This is a genomic window from Rhizobium sp. NLR16a, assembly GCF_017948245.1.
In the GTDB taxonomy this organism is placed as follows: domain Bacteria; phylum Pseudomonadota; class Alphaproteobacteria; order Rhizobiales; family Rhizobiaceae; genus Rhizobium.
Map to the genome: position 1 here is coordinate 353,060 of NZ_CP072869.1, position 14,623 is coordinate 367,682.

Genomic DNA, 14,623 nt, shown 5'->3' on the forward strand with positions numbered 1-14,623 from the left:
CGGCTGTATTTTAGTAGCTAAATGACGTTCTGGAGTTCGTGTCCCTTCAAGGCGCTTGCGCGGCATGAGGCAAGCCAGAACAGCAGTTTGCTTGTTTGCTGCGCAGTACATATCGACATTTTTGCGGATATGCGGCATAGAGGCTATATTTGCTGCACAGGGAATATCGTGGAAGATTTCATCGCTATCGATATGTTGGGTAAATTGACGGCCAGCCTCACGGAGGCAGGCGGGGAAATCACGTCCGAGCCGAGGTTTGAGCCGCAGATGGGAAACTCTCACGCAGATTTCCTTATAGATGCACGATTTTCTGATGCGCCTATCAAACTTGTTGTCGAGGTCAAAAAATCAGCTTTCCCAAGAGATGTCAGGGAAGCAATCTGGCAGCTGAAGAAATTCATTGCCGCTATGCCGCCAGGCAATTTTAGAGTTCTCCCCCTATTGATGGCCGATACCATTTCCCGGGGTGCGCGTGCACTCCTGCGAGAGGAAAAGATCGGTTATTTCGATCGTAGCGGGAGCCTCTATCTTTCGGCCGACAATCTCTTTGTTCTCGTCGAAAAGCCAGCCTCGAAGCAGCAGGCTCGATCGCTTAACAATCTGTTCGTTGGAAGTCGCGCACAGGCCCTCCATGCCGTCTGGACATTTAAGGACCAGTGGTTCGGTGTGCATGAACTGGCCGAGCGGGCATCCGTATCTCCAACAACTGCATCTCAGGTTCTTATCGAACTAGAGCGCCGCGAATGGGTGAGCTCCAAGGGTGCCGGTCCATCGAAGGAAAGAATACTCTCCAATCCCCGCGCGCTGCTTGACGAGTGGTCTTCCCACGTCGCTTCGATCAAGCCGAAGCCGCTTCGCTCGTACTACATGCGGATGACCAAAATCGATGAGGCGATCCATGAGATTGACCGCACCTGCGATGAGATGGGAGTTCGCTACGAAATTTCCGGGCTCATGGCCGGCCAGATCCATGCACCGCACCTCTCGAAGATATCCCAGCTCCATTGCCGCATCGATAATGGCGGCGAAAGCCTTCTCCGAAACCTGGGAGCAAAGGCTGTCAAAGACGGCTGGAATCTGGGAGTTATAGACTCTAATCCACGCCACGACTTTATGTTTCGCCAACGGGTCGGTCATGTCTGGGTCACGGATCCACTTCAAACCTATCTCGACCTCCTGCAGCTCGGCAGCGGTCGCTCAAAGGAGCTGGCCGAACATCTTCGGCTGACAAAGCTCGCGGTACCCGAATGACAAAGCCTCAGATACTGACTGAATACAGTGCCGATGTTACCCGCGACTGCGAGCGCGTCCTGGTTACGCTCTTCAGCGGTCTCGGCCCTTGGCGGGACTCCGTCTTTCTGGTCGGTGGGCTGGCACCGCGCTACATCGTCACCAAGCGGCCGCCTGACGTCCCGCCTCATGCGGGAACCGGCGATATAGATGTCGTTGTCGATCTGTCGATCCTTGCCGACACAGAGGCATACCGGACGCTCGAGCAGAACCTCAAAAAAATGGGCTTCGAGCGAGCGCAAAATGACAAGGGCAATAAGGTCAACTGGCGTTGGCAGACTATGACCGAGCACGGTATTCTCGTCATTCTGGAGTTCTTGGCAGACGATCCGAAGCTGCTGGGTGGCGCATTACAGGAACTGCCGACGGAGGGAAATGTTTCTGCCGTGAATATCCCTCACGCGTCGCTCGTGTTCGGACACCACGACCGGATGGAAGTCACCGCCGATCTGTTGGGTGAAAAGGGCCGCTCGACAGAATCCATCCCCTATGCCGATATCGTGGCATTCACATGCCTGAAGGCGTTTGCCTTTGATCACCGGCGTGAGCGCAAAGATGCGCACGATCTCGTCTACTGCCTCGAACACGGAGAAGGCGGGCTCGCCGGTGCAATCGCCAAATTCCAAGAGGCTCTGAAAGGCAACGATCGGGAGGTCATCGAACGTGCCCTGACGCTATTGCTCACCCGATTTTGTGATCCTGAGCCAGACGAAGGCTACCTGCGCGAAGGCAACGTCGCCGTGGCGCAGTTCGAAATTGAAGGTGCTGCAGACGACACGGAAATCAGAGAAGCCCGGATTTTGCGCCAGCGTGCCGTCAATGACATCATGCTCGAATTATTGAGCACGCTTGGTATTGGGTTCAAGTGATGCTCGGAGCGTGGGATCTTGTTATCTGAGCCTGGTTGAAGGGGGTGCACTGTGACTCCGCCGAGCGCCGTAGTCGGGATTTGTTCAAAAGTCCCCTGTCGTTGTGACGCACGTCGAGCAATCCGATTTCGGTTGGCTTATCGTTGGCGCCGACGGCTAGTTCGAGTGCAGGCTTCCGATCGGAGGAAAGTTCGCAAAAATTTGTCAAGCCGATGAATCCACTTGCAGCGTTGCAAAGCCCTAACAGGCTGCTGAAAATCGCTTTGCGCTACCGCGTCGCATTGCTGTTGGTTTAATTTTTAGCCGGATTGCCGGCGGATTTGCGCTGATGGCAGGGAATTTCCTGGTCATTGTGGGCTTGTGGCTCCCTCAAGACACACTTTGCCCGTCGACCCAATCAATTTCGGAAGACGAATGATGTTGTAGGCGACAAGGGCGAAAGTGAAGACCGCCTCGACCTTATCCAGTCCGCGCACCTTGAGCTGTGAGAGACCGCCGGTCGTCTTGACCCAGCCGAAGACTTCCTCGATCCGCTTGCGGCAACGCAGGCTCATCGCATAGCCGGTGCTTTGTGCGACGTCTGGCGGCACCGCCGTCTTGCGCACCTTGCCCGTCTTGCTCACCGTCCCGTTGATCGCTACATGCGGCTCGATCTTGCGCGCCTTCAACTCTTCGATGAAGGCTTCCACGTCGTAGGCCTTGTCGGCGCCAAGCGTCGCCCCTTCGCCAAGCCCCTCGCTCAACATACTGGCCGCCTCCCGCTCGCCCGTGCCGGTCGCATGCGTCACCGCACCGTCGACCACAAGCCCATTGCGGTTCTCCATCAGCGCATGTCCCAGATAGGCCAGCCGGCTCTCCTGGCCCTTGCTCTTGCGGTAAAGCCGGGCATCCGGGTCGGTGGTCGAGGCGTGCGTCTCGTTCGAGCGCTTCTCCTTGCGGAAATCACGCTCGCCGTTGCGTCCGTCCGTTGGCGGCTCGTCCGAGCCGTCCTTGGACCGGAAGCTCTTGATCGAGGCAAACGCCTTCAGCATCGTGCCGTCGACCGAAAAATGCTCGGCACTTAAAAGCGCCTTGACCGCAGGCTGCAAAAGCAGCGCCGACAGGAAGCTCTGGGCGACCTCCGTCGTCAACAGCCGATCCCGGTTCTTCGAAAATGACGAGGCATCCCAGACCGCATCGTCGATGCCAAGCCCGACGAACCAGCGGAACAGCAGATCGAATTCCAGCCGCTCCATCAATTGACGCTCGGAGCGGATCGAATACAGCATCTGCAGCAGCACCGCCCGCAGCATCCGTTCCGGCGCAATCGACGGTCGACCGGTCTTGGCATAGAGCCCCGCAAACGATCCATCCAACGCAGCAAGCGAGGTGTTCACCAGATCGCGCATCGCCCGAAGCGGATGCCGAACCGGAACCCGCCCCTCAAGATCCACATACGAAAACAGCGAACCCGTCCGATCATCCCCGCCGCGCATCAAATTCCCTCGAAAGCCACCCGCTCAAGGGAATCATGTGTTCAGACCAAAAGCCAGCGAGTTTTTCAGCAGCCTGCTAGATGCGCGGGCCGAGCGCTTCCTAGTACACCAGTACATGCTGATCGAGGGGATTGACGATCCGAACTGTACAATCCTGGCGCTGTATGAGCCCTTTTCGAATACCCGCATGCTTGTGCAGCAGGTTGGCAGGCTCATCCGGCACCCCGGACCGATCGGTGAACATGTCCCGCGCGCCTATGTCTTGTCACCTCTCGGCTCGGAAGTGGGGGACGACTGGTGCAGTTTCCTGAAATACGACACGGCGTGCCGTGACAACGGTGGAAAGCCATTCATCCGCAATGACGGCAAGGTCCTCGAGGACCTCGTTAAAGCGCTGCCCGAACTAGACTACGTCGCCGGAAAATTCAGATTACGGATAGACCTGGACAGTGCCGATATCCACAACGATCTGCGCTTTCCCAGCGCCGCGGTCGCGTTTTCTGTACCACCCGACCTAAATATGGACGAGCTTCAAAGGCACATAACGGCCGAGCTTGCTGCGGAGGATCGCCACCAGGCCATCGTCGGCACGACACCAGACGGGCACTGTCGCTACCACTTGACCCTGCGCCTCACACCTTCGCCGTTCCTTTCCGGTTATCTATTCCATGCGCCCAGCCTCGAGGCAACGATTTATGCCAAGTGCGCAGGGCGCCTGTTTTTCTATGATAGCGCTGGCCTGTGGATCAATGAAGTCGATGGCATTGGTCCCAGGATCAATTCGAAGTCGCTTCGTCCCCTTCTTCCGGAAGGAAGCGAAAATTCCATCTCGTTTCTCAACGTGAAGAACACAGATCTCGGTCCTCTCTCGTTGCGATCACGAAGTCTTTCGGCTCGTTCGCTCGAGCGGTCCGGCGTGTTCATGGGGGAGCATCTGAACGTGGTCACTCGGGCAACGGGCTCCATTACTTCCGGTCCAGACGCTGCGCGGAAACGACGGGCAGTTGGCTTTTCCCACTCGCGCGTTCGTGACGGCAAGGGCACCGACCTGACCGCCGAGGAGTTTGCCGATTGGTGCGCCGAGGTGAACAAGGAGCTCGATGTCGCAGCCGAGGCGGCAACGATTTTCTCGCGGTTTGCGGCTCCTGCCGATGTTCCCGCGGATACTTCCCCAATTAACATTCTCATCGATATGCTGGAAGTTGGAGGGTTGTTCACCTCTTCCGGCCGCAGGAATTCCGAAATCCAAACGGAAGACCTTTGTGTCGATGTCCAGCAGGACAATGACCCTAAGGCACCCGGCCGGTTTCGGTTTACTTTACGAGTTGACGAAACCGATCATTTGGTGTGGATCGACTGGGTGCCGAAGAAGCGTAAATACTGGCTCACTTCGCCTGGGCTAAGCAAGATCAAGTCCAAGGAAAATGAGAGGATTTCGCTGACCCGTCGGTTGAATCAACTTCAGCCGTTCCGCATCATTACAGCTGATTTGAAACACACATATGTAAACGGCGATTTCTACGCTCTTGATCTGGATCTCGCGAACGCCCGCGGCGCGGGCGGGCTTGTGCTGGATTTGCTAACCCCAATTGTAGGTCTGGATGCCATTGATTCTGAGAAGGGTGAGATCCGCAACGGCCATTTCAATGACTGGGAAGAGGGGTCTCTGTTCAGCTTTATCGACAAGGCACTCAATCCGGACAGAGGTCCTGCTATACTTGGAACGCCGTTCCCAAATCTGGTCTGTGATGACCTGCAGGATGAGGTTGGCGATTTTATCGGCGTTGACGAACAGCCATCGAGTCCTCGAGTGGCCCTGATCGTGGCAAAATGGAAAAAAGGCAATCCCGGTGTGTCTGCGTCAGCCTTTTACGACGTTTGTGCGCAAGGTGTGAAGAACCTTGCCTATATGAAAAGTGACGGTAACCCGCTCCCGGGGGCTCAGAGCAGGTTTGACAGCGACTGGCGACTTAGTTCGAATGGTCTGACACAGACCATCAATCGACGCCGGCACGGCCGCTCTTCCAAGGCCTTCCGCGCAGCATTTCAGCGAATGCGAACTGCCCCATCCACGGAGCGTTCCATCTGGTTAGTATGCTCGGGCGGTATGCTCTCGTTGGAAAAGCTTAAAACGGAGTTCGCAAAACCGCATCCGGAGCCGCACGTGCTTCAGTTTTACCACTTAGTTGTGTCGACGTATTCGGCTTGCCAGTCAGTTGGGGTGCAGCTTAGGATATTTTGCGCCGAATGACGATGCAGGTGTTCCCGCGCCAGTCTCGCTTAATGCGACCTAGGCAGGGTTCTCGAAGAGTTGAGGCGGCCGAGAGCAACGATGAGCAAACGCGCCAAGAAGGTGCTTCGAACCGGACCGGTCGGACATGTAAATTCTCGTCCCTTACCTCCGACGTCCAACTATCTGCAGACTTCATATTGCGCGGTCTGAGGCAATGTGTTCATTAGATAGTAAAGCCCAAGGCCTTGAACGCCATGACATCACCTGACCTGACTCTCGATGAGAATGATCCCGGTGACGACGTAGCCGCGCGGTTCGAGTATCAATACTCGTACGCGGCAATAAACGCCATTCGCCTTGTTACCGGCAAGGCGGACTTTGACGAGGTCATTTGCGAAAGCCACGAAGACTTCCTTCTGAAAAGGAGCGACGGCAAGTTCATCGGCACGCAGATCAAGACGCGAAACATCACGCGCCCTCCGTTCAAGGCGAGAGAAGCGCAAGTCATCCGGGCCCTCGCGAAATTCTGCGTACTCGACAAGAAGTTTCCCGATAGCTTCCATGGTTTCGATTGTAACCGCCCGATTGCTACCGCCGAGATTTTGCTTTGATGCGAGCGACGAGCAGCTCGTCGTCAACAAAGCTGTCGAGGAAGTCGTCCCATTCTTGGGGTGAGCGGCGGGCGTCTTTGAGCATCTGCTCCAATTCGTCCATGCCGTCGTCTGTCAGTGCGGTCACGGATTCGTCGTCTCCGGTGTACACGGAGATGATGCTGCCGTAGCTCAGATTATCATCGTTGGAGACGATTGCCTGAAGAAGCTCCGGGTCCTCTTCGAGAATTTCGGCAACAAATTTGATCGTACGGACGTAGGTGACTGCCGCCATCAGGCTGCCTTTGCGTCGACTGTGGTGATCGCCGACCAGTTCCACGGAAGCAGTTCGTCTAACCGATTGATCTTGTGATCGTGGATGCGATCGAGCACGTCAGCCAGATAGGCCTGCGGATCAAGTCCATTCATCTTTGCCGTCTCGATGATCGTCATGGCGCGTGCCAAGGTCTCCGCTCCCGTATCGGCTCCCGCGAAGAGCCAGTTCCGTCTTCCCACGCCTATCGGACGTAGTGCCCGCTCGGCGGCATTGTTGTCGATCGCGACGCGGCCGTCTTCGAGGAACAGACAGAGCGAAGACCATCGGCTCAATCCGTAGCGGAAAGCTGTCGCCAGATCGCTTTTGCCCGGAATGCGCGTGAGTTGAGCTTCAGCCCAGTGGCGGAATGCATCGACCTTAGGCTTGCTCTGCTTTTGACGCGCAGCAAGACGGATCTCAGCAGGCTGCCCGTTGATGCCACGCTCGATGTCGTAAAGCGCTCCGATGCGATCGAGAGCCTCTCGCGCAATCTCCGACTTGTTTGATGTCCAGATGTCGTGGAAGTCTCGTCGCCAATGAGCCCAGCAGGCGGCTTCCTTGAAGCGAGATCCTCCCTTTTCTCCAAGCGAGTATAGCTTGCCATATCCTTTGTAGCCGTCAGCCTGAAGGATGCAGCTTGATTGCTTGAGGTGGCGGTGCACGTGCTCTTCTTTCCAGTCAGGAGCAAAATAGTAGACTGCACCGGGCGGGGAAGTCCCCACCCATGGACGTTGATCGCGGACATACGTCCAGATCCTGCCCTTCTTCACACCCTTGCCCAACCCCTTGTCTCGCAGCGAGCGATCCAGCACTCGGATCGGGGTGTCGTCGGCATGAAGGAGGTCACTTGCCATAATCGCCGTTTCGATCCGCTCGATGAGAGGCTGAAGCACCTGCATGGCGCGACCACACCAATCAACCATCGTGCTGTCGGGAATGTCGGCGCCCATGCGGGCGAAGTTCTCGTTCAGCCGGTACAGTGGCAAATGGTCGTCAAACTTCGAGACCAGAATATAAGCAAGAAGGCCGGCGCCCGCCATGCTGCCCGGTATCGGGCGGCTGGGTGCTGCCACCTGTACCATTTTCTCGCAGCAGCGGCAGGACTTCTTCAGTCGAGCAACCTCGATGACTTTCATCTGCGCGGCGATCATGTCGAGGATTTCGCTGACGTCCTCACCGACAAGACGCAATTCACCTCCGCATTCCGGGCAGCAGGAGCCAGGATCGAGCTCTCGGCGCTCGCGAACCGCCTTGTCCGAGACGCGTGGGCGCCGGCGCATGATCTTTTCAGACGTATCCGCCAAGGGAACAACAGACGCCGCCTCATCAGGTTCATCGATTGGCGCCATACTGCCTTCAGCGGCGGCGATCAACAGATCCTCAAGCGCCAGTTCCAGCTGCTCGATTTCACGCTCAATCTTTTCGGAGGACTTGCCGAAGACCTGTTTCTTCAGCTTGGCAATGCGCAGCCGCAGCGTTTGGATTAACTGGTCATGCGCCTGCAATGTGGCCGACATCTTCGCGTTTTCCGCCTGCAAAGCGGCAATCATTGCCTTGAGAAAGGCTGGATCGTCCGGAAGATTTGTCGTCGCGCTAGACATGATCCTGACTACCACGAGTCAGGATAAATTTCCATAAAAACCAGTGGTTTCAGTGGGATAAAATCACCCGACACGGGCCGGTGGCGCACCCCAATCAGGACGACGCCAATCGATCCCTTCCCACAACATCGCCAGTTGGGCCGACGTCAGCCGGGCAGTCCCGTCGGATGCCGAAGGCCAAGGAAACCGCCCCTTCTGCAAGATCTTGTAATACAGGCAGAAGCCCTGGCCATCAAAATAGAGCAGCTTCAAACGATCGCCACGCTTGCCGCGAAAAGCAAAGACCGCGCCGCCAGTCGGCTTCTGACGCAAAACATTCTGCGCAAGCGCGGCAAGGCCTTCTACTCCCTTGCGCATGTCCGTGATCCCGCACGCAAGATACACCCGAACGCCGGTCCCAGGTCCAATCATGCTGCTTCCACTGCCCGGATAACCTGCGTCAGGGTGCCGGGCGCCACCGAACTCTCGAAGCGAAGTGTGCGGCCGCAGCTCAATCGTAGCTCGATCATCCCGCAGCAGCTCTCCCTGAGTTCAGGGACATCGGTCTGCACGGCATTCATATCGACTGGAATGAACAATGCATTCGCAGATGCCGACAAAAGCCCCTTCTTTTTGAGCTCGCTACGCCAGGCGTATATCTGCTGCCGCGTTAAATCGTGACGATGAGCAACCTCTGTGATCGTGGCTCCAGCAACCCCAACCGACATGACAATCGCAAGCTTGTCTTCTTCGCGCCACCGCCGTCGACGTTCCTGCCCAAGAATTTCAACGCGCATCGCAATCCTCGCCTAAGACACGTCGCTAACGACGTCGTTAAACACGTCTCTTAGGCCATCAGGGCGCTAGGCGGCAGGCGGTGCCAATCGGGCGGTTACTATCAAAAACGGCATAAGGAAAATGAAGACCCGGGACAGAATAGTTGAGGTGTTGAGAGCGGCAAGATTTGGATTGATTGAGGTTCCGCCGTAACCGTAAACAAACGGCGGCTGCAGCGATTCGCGTTCACGGTTTGACGCGACGCGTCTCGATGGTGTTGTCACGTTAAGTTTCTCTGGCTGGAAAGGTCAGCGGCTCGTGGTTATTCAGGCGACACAGCCGCAATTTTCCATGCATCGAAAGCTTCGAGCCGACGGTAGCGTATTGTTTGCCCGGCGCGGCGACGGGACGGAACTGAAAAAGCAATTGCGGGTCGCTGAGTGCATGGAGACGAACCGTTGCAACGTGCCTGGTGATCGGTGGCCTTGCATGGTTCCTTCCCGTTTTCGAAACGGCAGATGGCTGTCTCGGCCCCGATCATTGAGGCCCTGTCCGACCAATGGTCAAGGCCGGGTGCCACTTTCGCCTTTGCTGCACCGTAGAGGCGGAGCTTATCGGTGATGATCCGTGAGCAAAGTCATAGCGCTTCATTAACGCCACCAGCACGCGCTTCGCTGCCCTTTTATCACGCCGCTTATGCAATATCTCTTCGAGAACGGTGCCATGTTGATCGACCGCACGCCAGAGCCAGAATTTCTCTCCAGCTGCGACTCATGAAAGACACTCCTTTTCACGCCCAGTCAGACCGGGATAGTCGCCGTTGCAGTCTAAGGTGTTCACGACCTTCAAATGAAATACCCAGGCGGCCGATTAGAGGTGGTTGATTTCAAAGTCCTTCATTTCACTCGCTTCTTTTTGCACAAAACTCATTGTCGAGGAAATGCCCGCCTGCCCGCGGAAGGGAACAGTAACACCCGCGTTCAAACCAAACTTTTTAGCGTCATCGAAGATGCGTCGTTGGTGTTGTCACGTTACTCCCTTTCGCCGATTGCACGTAACTGTGTGGGGACGCCAACGACGATCAGGCGTTGACGTGATTAACGCACCAAGAATGATAGCTAGGGACGCACACATTCCTGAACCTGTCAGCCATTCGCCGAAGAACATGGCGGCAAAGAGCGCGGAAAAGAACGGCTCGCTCGATTCGATGACCTGTGTTTTGTACGCTTCGATATGCCGCAGGGCGAGGATCGTGCAGTAAAAGCCGCAAAAAGACGGAATAACGCCAAGCGACAACAGGCTCGGCAAAGCGTTTGCTGATGGGATTTGTGCACCGCTCCAGAAATAGGGCACGGCGAGCATGACCAGTCCATACGCCAGGAACAACCACAAATTTTCCAAGGAAGAGCGGAGTTTGAAGAATTTCCATGCGAAGATGAAGCTGGCATAACCCAGGCCGGCAATGAGGGCGAGAGTGACGCCCATCAAGCTCCCCGTTTCCAGCCCGTCGCCAGAGATCAGGAAGAAACCGCCGAGAACGACCATAACCATGGCAAACGCCTTCCCCATCGTTACTCTTTCCTTCAGGATGATGATGTCGAGCGCGATTGCGCCAAGCCCACCGGCAAAAACTAGGATGGCGACAAGCGGGATCGGCGCATAAGCGAAGGCGCTGGTTTCAAAATGATAAAGCGTAAAGATGCCAAGTGCGGAGCAAACCGCAATTTTCCACGACCCCGCGAAAGCGGCAGTTAATCGGGCCAGCCCCCCAGCTTTCCAGAGAACGATGATCGAAATCAGCGAAAGCGCGATACCGCAACGCCAGAACGCGACGGCCGTGTGATCGAGACCTTCATTGAAGGCGAAGCGGGACAGTACACCGACGGTTCCATTTGAAAGAGCCGCAAAAAGGGCGAAAGCAGCGCCGGCAACTGGCGAAGGACAAGTACTTTTCACGGCTGTAACATCTTTCTTTTCACATGCAAGTGGCACGCCTCACCGAAGGCGCGGAAGATTTCACCGCTGAGCGGATCCTCGACGTGAAACCATTCAGGATGCCATTGCACAGCTGCGGCAAATGTCGTTGCTTCCTTTACCGATACGGCTTCGATGACGCCGTCCACGCACCGCGCATCGACAGCAAGACCATCCGCCAATTGTGCAATGCCCTGCTCGTGCAGTGTGTTGACTGAAACAGAATTTGTCTTCAGGCGGCGAATGCACTCCGCGATATGGCCGTTACCTTCAGCGACAATTGCATGTGAGGGAGCGTATTGAAGATCACGCGAGAGAGACAGATCTTCAACATGCACACCTCGGCCTTCACCTTCCGAGATATTGGTTGAAAGGGTGCCTCCAAGTGCAACATTGAGTTCCTGCAGCCCACGGCAGATTCCGAACAAGGGGACGCCCAGCGACAAAGCAATCTCGATCGCAGCGATGCTCGTCCTGTCGCGATCAAGATCGAGCGTGCTGGCGCAAGCCATCGGACCCCCGTATCGTGAAGGTGATACATTTGACGCCGCGCCGGTCAGGAGCAATCCATTGAAGGCCAACAGGCAGGTCCGCAACTCTTTGTCGGCAAGTCCCCCTGGGATCAGGACTGGCACGACGCCAGCGGTGAGGTGCAACGCTTCGAGATAACGGGCGCGCACCACATCATAATCAACGCCGTCGACCGTCTGGCGATCGCAAACGACACCAACGATTGCCGGGCTGTCTTCTGCCATAGCGGCCACTATGTCAGGCCTCTTCAAGGGCTTGACCGATATCAGCAAGGATATCGTCGACATGTTCAAGCCCGACGGAAATCCGAATCGTTCCGTCGCGCACGCCGGAAGCCAGGCGCGCTGCTTGCGGCACTGACGCATGCGTCGTGGAGGCCGGATGCGTGGCGAGTGTCCTCGCATCGCCGATGTTTGCAACATGGTAGACGAGTTGTAGGCGCTCGATAAACCGGCGGCCGGCATCGATACCGCCGGCGATCTCGAAAACGATCATCGGGCCGCCATGGTCGCCCATGTTTTGCTCGGCGCGACGTCGTTCCAGCGTTCCGCCAAGACTCGGATAGGTCACGTCGAGGACGTTCCGATGCTCCTTGAGATATTCAGCGACGCGGCGGGCATTGGAGCAATGTCGCGGCATCCGCAATGGCAGCGTCTCCAGGCCCTGGATGCAGAGAAACGATGCGAATGGTGATGGACAGGGGCCAAAGTCACGCATGAGCGTATTGCGCATCTTGAGCAGGAAAGGGCTGGCTCCATAGGGACCGGGCAGATCACGCGCAGCTTCGAGCCAACGGATATTGCCATGGGAGACATCAGGGCGGGTCATCAACGGAAATCGTTCGGAACAGGCCTCCCAATCAAAGGTGCCGCCATCCACGACGACCCCACCAATCGTGGTGCCGTGGCCGCAGATGTATTTTGACGTGGAGTGCAAGGTCACATGCGCGCCGAGCTCAAGCGGGCGTGTGATGAGAGGGGTCATGGTGTTGTCGATGATGAGCAGAATGCCCATTTCATGTGCAATCGCGCCGACCTCCACGATCGGGAAAGGTGTGAGTTTCGGATTGGGCAATGCTTCGGCAAACCAACAACGCGTACGTTCGTCTGAGGCTTCGCGGAAACGTGTAGGATCGCCCGGATCGACGAAACGCGTTTCGATCCCGAGCCTTTGAAAGGTACTAGAAAGCAGATTGATTGTCCCGCCATATAGATGAGCGGAACTCACAATGTTGTCGCCCGCCACCGCAATATTCAAAATGGCGAGCATAATCGCGGCCTGGCCCGACGACGTCGCCAAAGCCGCGACGCCGCCCTCCAGAGAAGCAATGCGTTGCTCGAGTATATCCGTCGTCGGATTCATCAACCGCGAATAGGTGCGTCCCTCTCTTCGCAGATCAAATACGTCTGATGCGTGATCAATAGATTCAAAAGCATAGGCATTCGAGAGGTAGATCGGCACAGTCGTCGCGAGTGTTGTCTGATCGTAACGATAGCTACCGTGAAGCACCGCCGTCTCAACGTGCAGCGCCGGCGCCGGAACGGGTTGTGTTGTGGCGATATTTCTCTGGGTTTTGGTCGGCATTGGTTGTCTCCGGAAATCTGTTCTTCTCGAGAATTGGCGTTTAGGCCAGCGCGCTTTCGATAAAGCGCTTCCGATTCTGGTCCCTGATCAGCATCAGAATGGAAGGTTCACCATTTGGGCCAGACTGAAATATCCCGCCTGTCTCGGAGCAGTGCGCCGCATATTCGAGATCGCTCATGCGGATGGCGTGCGCCTCAGGTAGACGCCAGAATGGGGTGGTCGGATCGAGGTGATGATCGAGATGATAGTTGTCGTTGTTGATCCCCGTCAGCCACTTCTCGATGTTCCGGCTTTGACGGTTTCGCGCCATATGAAGGTTGACGTGCTGGTTGTCGATGGAGCTGCAGTGCTCAGACATCTCGATGAACCATCCGATGATATGGAATGAGGTGACGTAGGGAACGACCCAGAGCAGGAGGAATTCCAGGAAATAGCTGGAGGCCAGACCCGCCGCGGCAATAGACGCCCAGAATGCATAGAAGCCCCAGCGATCGAATTCACAGCGCCACCCTTCTCCACGCTGAACTCGCGTAGCGCTCTCCTTGCCGGAAAGGGAAGCGACAATCACCTGGTATCTGTTACGTACCAGATACCTGAAATAAGCGTAGGTCTTCGATCCGAGTAACGGAAGAACAATGATCTTCCAGATAAAGGAACGATCCGTCCGCGGCGTGAATACGCCTTCCTTTATAAAGAACTCTAGGTCGGGATCGGCGTCGGCTCTGCCAAGGAAGGGGTGATGACTATGGACATGAGACTCCTTGTAGGCAAAGTGGCGCTGAAAGATCGGCCAGGCGGTTGGCCACGTGCCGAGCAGGAAGTTCAGCAAGCGATTCTTTGTCAGAACGCCATGCGCGGAATCGTGCAAAATGGTGGAAATGCCCCTTTGATGCGCGCCGATCATGATTACCGCGAGAGGATAAAACCACCAGCTTACATCAACCACCAGCCACACAAGGGTAGCGATCACCGCATAGTCCTTAACGATGTAAAATGGGCCATGCCAATTGTCAGTCGCAAGAGCCTTGATGTCACCGGTGATAGATCGATCGAAGTGATGGTGCGTATAGCGATCAGGCGCTTCGATACCTTTATAGAGAGGTTGAGCATGACTGTTCATGAAAATACCTTTTGCTCGATATTGAAGCGCCATTCCGTCGCATAGGCTGATAACGTGACATCGCCCTCTGCAGCATCCCACGGACGGAAAGCGGAAACTCGGCGCGACGTCTCGCATGGGCGAGCGAACCGTAAGCCGACTGTCGAAGCTCTGCGGAGCGCGGCCGTGCGCTGGGCACATTTGAAGGCCGGCGTACTCGTAGTGTGGACCGAAGAGTTCTTGCATTGTCACGAGAAGCCAATCTTCAGAGTTTCGTTCAATCTTTCCGATTAAGATCCGGAGGA

Annotated in this window: 13 protein-coding genes and 1 pseudogene; 4 read left to right on the top strand and 10 right to left on the bottom strand. The window is 56.2% G+C overall.

The genetic code is table 11. The features are described from left to right. Window positions 1-168 precede the first annotated feature (168 nt). Together J7U39_RS28705 and J7U39_RS28710 are read left to right on the top strand one after the other, a co-directional pair. Window positions 169-1,251: a hypothetical protein gene (locus J7U39_RS28705; RefSeq protein WP_168300928.1), complete on the top strand. Its 1,083-nt coding sequence runs from the start codon at window positions 169-171 to the stop codon at window positions 1,249-1,251. Continuing rightward, the gene (locus tag J7U39_RS28710) at window positions 1,248-2,159 is read left to right on the top strand and encodes an antitoxin (RefSeq protein ID WP_210633119.1); all 912 of its coding nucleotides are present in this window, start codon (window positions 1,248-1,250) and stop codon (window positions 2,157-2,159) included. The genes J7U39_RS28705 and J7U39_RS28710 overlap by 4 nt, the downstream gene beginning before the upstream one ends. A gap of 347 nt (window positions 2,160-2,506) precedes the next feature. On the opposite strand, the gene J7U39_RS28715 is transcribed toward J7U39_RS28710, so the two are convergent. Next, on the bottom strand, window positions 2,507-3,634 hold the full coding sequence (locus J7U39_RS28715) for an IS5 family transposase (RefSeq protein WP_210628445.1): 1,128 nt from the start codon (window positions 3,632-3,634) through the stop codon (window positions 2,507-2,509). A 37-nt stretch (window positions 3,635-3,671) separates the two neighbouring features. Here J7U39_RS28715 and J7U39_RS28720 point away from each other — a divergent pair, with 37 nt between their 5' ends. Continuing rightward, window positions 3,672-5,885 (top strand): RNA helicase, encoded by a 2,214-nt coding sequence (locus tag J7U39_RS28720; RefSeq protein ID WP_210633120.1) that lies wholly within the window; start codon window positions 3,672-3,674, stop codon window positions 5,883-5,885. 236 nt (window positions 5,886-6,121) lie between these two features. Next, window positions 6,122-6,478 (top strand): dsDNA nuclease domain-containing protein, encoded by a 357-nt coding sequence (locus J7U39_RS28725; RefSeq protein WP_210633121.1) that lies wholly within the window; start codon window positions 6,122-6,124, stop codon window positions 6,476-6,478. Here the strand turns inward: J7U39_RS28725 and J7U39_RS28730 are convergent. The 9 genes and pseudogenes from J7U39_RS28730 to J7U39_RS28775 all read right to left on the bottom strand — a co-directional run bounded on the left by J7U39_RS28730 (window position 6,456) and on the right by J7U39_RS28775 (window position 14,372). Beyond that, window positions 6,456-6,752 (bottom strand): hypothetical protein, encoded by a 297-nt coding sequence (locus J7U39_RS28730; protein WP_210629338.1) that lies wholly within the window; start codon window positions 6,750-6,752, stop codon window positions 6,456-6,458. The genes J7U39_RS28725 and J7U39_RS28730 overlap by 23 nt on opposite strands. Beyond that, window positions 6,752-8,374 (bottom strand): IS66 family transposase, encoded by a 1,623-nt coding sequence (locus J7U39_RS28735; RefSeq protein WP_210629339.1) that lies wholly within the window; start codon window positions 8,372-8,374, stop codon window positions 6,752-6,754. Before J7U39_RS28735 ends, J7U39_RS28730 begins: the two co-directional genes overlap by 1 nt. Window positions 8,375-8,437: 63 nt before the next feature. Next, window positions 8,438-8,785 (bottom strand): IS66 family insertion sequence element accessory protein TnpB, encoded by a 348-nt coding sequence (gene tnpB / locus J7U39_RS28740; RefSeq protein WP_164050677.1) that lies wholly within the window; start codon window positions 8,783-8,785, stop codon window positions 8,438-8,440. Then, entirely contained in the window at window positions 8,782-9,150 is a 369-nt protein-coding gene (locus J7U39_RS28745) for a transposase (RefSeq protein ID WP_105746072.1), read from the bottom strand. The genes tnpB and J7U39_RS28745 overlap by 4 nt, the downstream gene beginning before the upstream one ends. Window positions 9,151-9,452: 302 nt before the next feature. Then, window positions 9,453-9,901: pseudogene (locus J7U39_RS28750) on the bottom strand (DDE-type integrase/transposase/recombinase); the annotation flags it as partial. 255 nt (window positions 9,902-10,156) lie between these two features. Continuing rightward, on the bottom strand, window positions 10,157-11,086 hold the full coding sequence (locus J7U39_RS28760) for a DMT family transporter (RefSeq protein ID WP_210633123.1): 930 nt from the start codon (window positions 11,084-11,086) through the stop codon (window positions 10,157-10,159). Continuing rightward, window positions 11,083-11,859, bottom strand: a complete 777-nt coding sequence (locus tag J7U39_RS28765; protein ID WP_210633124.1) for a gamma-glutamyl-gamma-aminobutyrate hydrolase family protein — start codon at window positions 11,857-11,859, stop codon at window positions 11,083-11,085. The genes J7U39_RS28760 and J7U39_RS28765 overlap by 4 nt, the downstream gene beginning before the upstream one ends. Before the next feature lie 13 nt (window positions 11,860-11,872). Then, window positions 11,873-13,219 carry an O-acetylhomoserine aminocarboxypropyltransferase/cysteine synthase family protein gene (locus J7U39_RS28770; RefSeq protein WP_210633125.1) on the bottom strand — a complete coding sequence of 449 codons (1,347 nt, stop codon included), beginning with the start codon at window positions 13,217-13,219 and terminating at the stop codon, window positions 11,873-11,875. 40 nt (window positions 13,220-13,259) lie between these two features. Then, window positions 13,260-14,372 carry a fatty acid desaturase family protein gene (locus J7U39_RS28775; RefSeq protein WP_210633126.1) on the bottom strand — a complete coding sequence of 371 codons (1,113 nt, stop codon included), beginning with the start codon at window positions 14,370-14,372 and terminating at the stop codon, window positions 13,260-13,262. Between the last annotated feature and the right edge of the window lie 251 nt (window positions 14,373-14,623).

Excerpts from the sequence above, each read along its gene's own strand:
- J7U39_RS28710 (WP_210633119.1), top strand. The coding sequence starts at position 1,248 with ATGACAAAGCCTCAGATACTGACTGAATACAGTGCCGATGTTACCCGC.
- J7U39_RS28715 (WP_210628445.1), bottom strand. The coding sequence starts at position 3,634 with ATGCGCGGCGGGGATGATCGGACGGGTTCGCTGTTTTCGTATGTGGAT.
- J7U39_RS28725 (WP_210633121.1), top strand. The coding sequence starts at position 6,122 with ATGACATCACCTGACCTGACTCTCGATGAGAATGATCCCGGTGACGAC.
- J7U39_RS28730 (WP_210629338.1), bottom strand. The coding sequence starts at position 6,752 with ATGGCGGCAGTCACCTACGTCCGTACGATCAAATTTGTTGCCGAAATT.
- J7U39_RS28735 (WP_210629339.1), bottom strand. The coding sequence starts at position 8,374 with ATGTCTAGCGCGACGACAAATCTTCCGGACGATCCAGCCTTTCTCAAG.
- tnpB (WP_164050677.1), bottom strand. The coding sequence starts at position 8,785 with ATGATTGGACCTGGGACCGGCGTTCGGGTGTATCTTGCGTGCGGGATC.
- J7U39_RS28745 (WP_105746072.1), bottom strand. The coding sequence starts at position 9,150 with ATGCGCGTTGAAATTCTTGGGCAGGAACGTCGACGGCGGTGGCGCGAA.
- J7U39_RS28765 (WP_210633124.1), bottom strand. The coding sequence starts at position 11,859 with ATGGCAGAAGACAGCCCGGCAATCGTTGGTGTCGTTTGCGATCGCCAG.
- J7U39_RS28770 (WP_210633125.1), bottom strand. The coding sequence starts at position 13,219 with ATGCCGACCAAAACCCAGAGAAATATCGCCACAACACAACCCGTTCCG.
- J7U39_RS28775 (WP_210633126.1), bottom strand. The coding sequence starts at position 14,372 with ATGGCGCTTCAATATCGAGCAAAAGGTATTTTCATGAACAGTCATGCT.